The 3307-nt window shown below is 74.4% G+C and carries 4 protein-coding genes and 1 pseudogene; all 5 read left to right on the forward strand.

Going from position 1 to position 3307, the window contains the following annotated elements; all coding sequences use genetic code 11:
• A partial coding sequence (locus tag E1166_RS31310; protein ID WP_165944464.1) for a hypothetical protein occupies positions 1–515 on the forward strand: 515 nt, incomplete at its 5' end.
• Between the two features lie 195 nt (positions 516–710).
• Positions 711–1397 (forward strand): dienelactone hydrolase family protein, encoded by a 687-nt coding sequence (locus E1166_RS29970; RefSeq protein ID WP_132271085.1) that lies wholly within the window; start codon positions 711–713, stop codon positions 1395–1397.
• Between the two features lie 19 nt (positions 1398–1416).
• Positions 1417–2130, forward strand: a complete 714-nt coding sequence (locus E1166_RS29975) for a uracil-DNA glycosylase (protein ID WP_132271087.1) — start codon at positions 1417–1419, stop codon at positions 2128–2130.
• A 19-nt stretch (positions 2131–2149) separates the two neighbouring features.
• Positions 2150–2890 carry a DUF4129 domain-containing protein gene (locus E1166_RS29980; RefSeq protein ID WP_132271089.1) on the forward strand — a complete coding sequence of 247 codons (741 nt, stop codon included), beginning with the start codon at positions 2150–2152 and terminating at the stop codon, positions 2888–2890.
• 173 nt (positions 2891–3063) lie between these two features.
• Positions 3064–3307 (forward strand): annotated as a pseudogene (locus E1166_RS29985) (hypothetical protein); the annotation flags it as partial.

A 3307-nucleotide genomic window follows, 5' to 3' on the forward strand; every position in this document is an offset into this window, starting at 1 on the left:
CCCCAGAGCCCGCCGCCACCGAACCCCCCGCCGCGGAGCCCGAACCGCCCGACACCGAGACCGAGGATGAGCCGCAGACCGGGGCGGACGGCGGAGAGGACGAGCGGCCGGGGCCGCTGGCCGCCGGACTCGGCGTCCTCAAGACGCTCGCCGTCGTCGCCGTGGTGGTCGGGTTGCTCGTCGCCGGCGCGCTGAAGTTCGGCGCCGCCGAGGCGCTGGCCGACCTGCTCCACCCCGACCCGGTGCAGCGGGCCCGGGTCGGTGACTGCCTGACCGACCTGCCGGACGTCAGCGGCGCGGAGGAACGGACGGTACGCGACGTGACAGTGGTCGACTGCGACACCACTCAGGCGGCGTACACGGTGGTCGGCCGGGTGGCCGACCAGACCCACGACCAGGCCCGCTCCGGCAAGGCGTGCGAGTCGTTCGTCGCGCCCGGCCAGGACGGCTACGTCTTCTACAACATCGCGCCGGGCGAGCAGGGCTACCTGCTCTGCCTGACGAAGAAGAGCTGACCGCAGTTCACCGGTGGCGGCGCGGGGGGCATCCCGGCGTCGCCACCGTCGTGTCCGCACTCGCGTCGAGGTGAACGGGAGGTGTATGCCACTGTCCTCGCGTCTTCCCGGCCGGTCCCCGGCATGGCAGGCTACCGGCACGTACGACCACTGTACGACCAGCCAACGATGACTGACCGTCAGGAGGGCAGACCCATGGGCGAAATGGTGAGCTACACCGGTACCGACGGGGCTCGCGAGGGGTATCTCGCGATACCCTCCAGCGGTGCGGCCAGCCCGGCGGTCATCGTCATCCAGGACTGGTGGGGGCTGGTACCCCACGTCCGGGCGGTCGTGGACCGGTTCGCCGAGGCCGGCTTCGTCGCCCTCGCCCCGGACTTCCGGCACGGCGCCCCGGCCAGCAAGCCGAGTGAGCCGCGGCAGATGTTGAACAGCACGCAGATGGACGAGGCCGCGACGGACATCGCCGGTGCCGCCGAGTACCTGGCCGGCCGGCTCGACGTCGCCGGCAAGATCGGTTGTGCCGGGTTCTGCGCCGGTGCCAGCCTGGCTCTCTGGGCGGCCACCCGCTGCGAGCGGATCGTCGCCACCGCCGCCTTCTACCCCCGGCTGCCCTGGGAGGGGATGAGCCCGCAGTGGCCGGACTACGCGGGCAAGGCGGCGCTCATCCACTGCTCCGAGGCCGACGGCACCTCCAGCGCCGACGGGGTGCAGACCGTCCGGCGGGCCGTCGAGGCGGCCGGCGGCACCTGCCAGACCCACGACTACCCGGGCACCGCGCACGCCTTCTTCAACGAAGATCGGCCGGAGCACTTCGACCAGCGGGCCGCCGCCACCGCCTGGGCCCGGACCCTCGAACTCTTCCGGGCCAAGCTTGGCTGAGGCCCGTACCCCCGACGAGGTGGTCGCCCGCGCCGCGCGGGCGACCGACCTGGTCGACCTCGACGGGGCGGTCAGCGACTGCTTCGCCTGCCCCCGGCTGGTCGCCTGGCGGGAGGAGGTCGCCCGGACGAAGCGGGCGGCCTTCCGCGACCAGGACTACTGGGGTCGCCCGGTGCCCGGCCTCGGCCCGCCGGACGCCCGGATCGCCATCCTCGGCCTGGCCCCCGCCGCCCACGGCGGCAACCGCACCGGCCGGATCTTCACCGGCGACCGCTCCGGCGACGTGCTGTTCGCCGCGCTGCACCGGGCCGGCCTGGCAAACCAGCCGACCAGCGTGGCCGCCGACGACGGGCTGGCCCTGCGCGACGTGCGCATCTTCAGCGCCGTCCGGTGCGCCCCGCCGGACAACAAACCGACCCCGGCCGAACGGGACACCTGCGCCCCCTGGCTGCACCGGGAGGTCGCGCTGATCCGGCCCACCGTGCGCGTCGTGGTGGCGTTGGGCGCGTTCGCGTGGGCCGCCTGGTGGCCGGTGCTGCGCCGGGTGTACGGCATCGTCCCGCCCAGCCCGCGACCGGTCTTCGGCCATGGGGCACACTGGTCCGGTACGGCCGCCCCCACCCTGCTCGGCTGCTACCACGTCAGCCAGCAGAACACGTTCACGGGACGGCTGACACCAGGGATGCTGGACGACGTGTTCGCCCGGGCGAAACAGTTCGCCGGGGTGGACTGAACTGCGTGGGGCGGTGGCGATGGACCTCGGCGTACTGCGCAGGTGGTGGCCAGTCGCCGCGATGGCTCTGCTGCTCGCCGCCGCCGCGCTCGCCGCCGGGCACTCCTCGATCGGTGCCAGCCGCATCCCGCCGGCCGCCGACAACATCCCGTACGTCCCGCAGTATCCGACTGCCGAACCGGCGCCCTCGATCCCGGTCGAACCCCGCGAGGGCGCGGAGGACACCCAGGCGGACGTGCCGCGGTGGATCGTCACCGCGGCGGTCGTCCTGCTCGGACTCGCGATCCTGGCCGCGCTCGGCTATCTGGCCTGGACGCTGCTGCGGGGCGCGTTGCGCCGCACCACCCGGGCCGTCCCGGTGACCCGGGCCCGGCGCACCGCCGAGGGCACCGCCCGGGAGGTGGTGGCCGCGCTCGACGCCGGACTGGTCGAGTTGGACGACGCCGACACCGATCCCCGCACCGCCGTCATCGCCTGCTGGGTCCGGCTGGAGGAGGCCGCCACCGAGGTCGGCGTGCCGCGGCGCACCGGGGACACCCCGACCGACCTGGTGACCCGGCTGCTGCGGGGCGACGTCGCCGCCGGCGTGCCCGCCATCGCCAGCGCCGACGTGCTCGACGGCTTCGCCCACGTCTACCGTGAGGCCCGGTACGCCACCCACACCGTGGACGCGCGGATGCGCGACCAGGCCCGGGCCGCGTTGCGCCGGCTGCGCGGCGAACTGGCCGCCCTCGCGACCGCCGACGAGGTGCCGGCGTGAGTGCGAGGAGTGAGCCGGGTTTGCGAGCCCCGCAGTCGCGAACGGAGGAAGCCCGGTGAGTGCGAGGAGTGAGCCGGGTTTGCGAGCCCCGCAGTCGCGAACGGAGGAAGCCCGGTGAGTGCGAGGAGTGAGCCGGGTTTGCGAGCCCCGCAGTCGCGAACGGAGGAAGCCCGGTGAGTGAGCGGGCCGGCCTCGACGATCTGCTCAGCTTCGAGGAGGAGCCGTCTCCCCGGCTGGGGCGGGCGCGTGGCGGACGGGCCCGGGCGGTGTTCCGCGTCCTCCTCGTGGCGGCTGCGGCCACCGCGGTCGCCCTGGTCGGCCTGCGTGCGGTCGGCCTCCAGCTTCCCGTCTGGATCGTGGTGGCCGGCGTGCTCGCGGTGCTGACCGTGCGGCGGGTCACCGCCGCGCTCGCCCCAC

The organism is Micromonospora sp. KC213 (assembly GCF_004348325.1).
Taxonomy (GTDB): Bacteria; Actinomycetota; Actinomycetes; order Mycobacteriales; family Micromonosporaceae; genus Micromonospora.

Coding starts and splice junctions, on each gene's coding strand:
- E1166_RS29970 (WP_132271085.1), top strand. CDS start 711: ATGGGCGAAATGGTGAGCTACACCGGTACCGACGGGGCTCGCGAGGGG.
- E1166_RS29980 (WP_132271089.1), top strand. CDS start 2,150: ATGGACCTCGGCGTACTGCGCAGGTGGTGGCCAGTCGCCGCGATGGCT.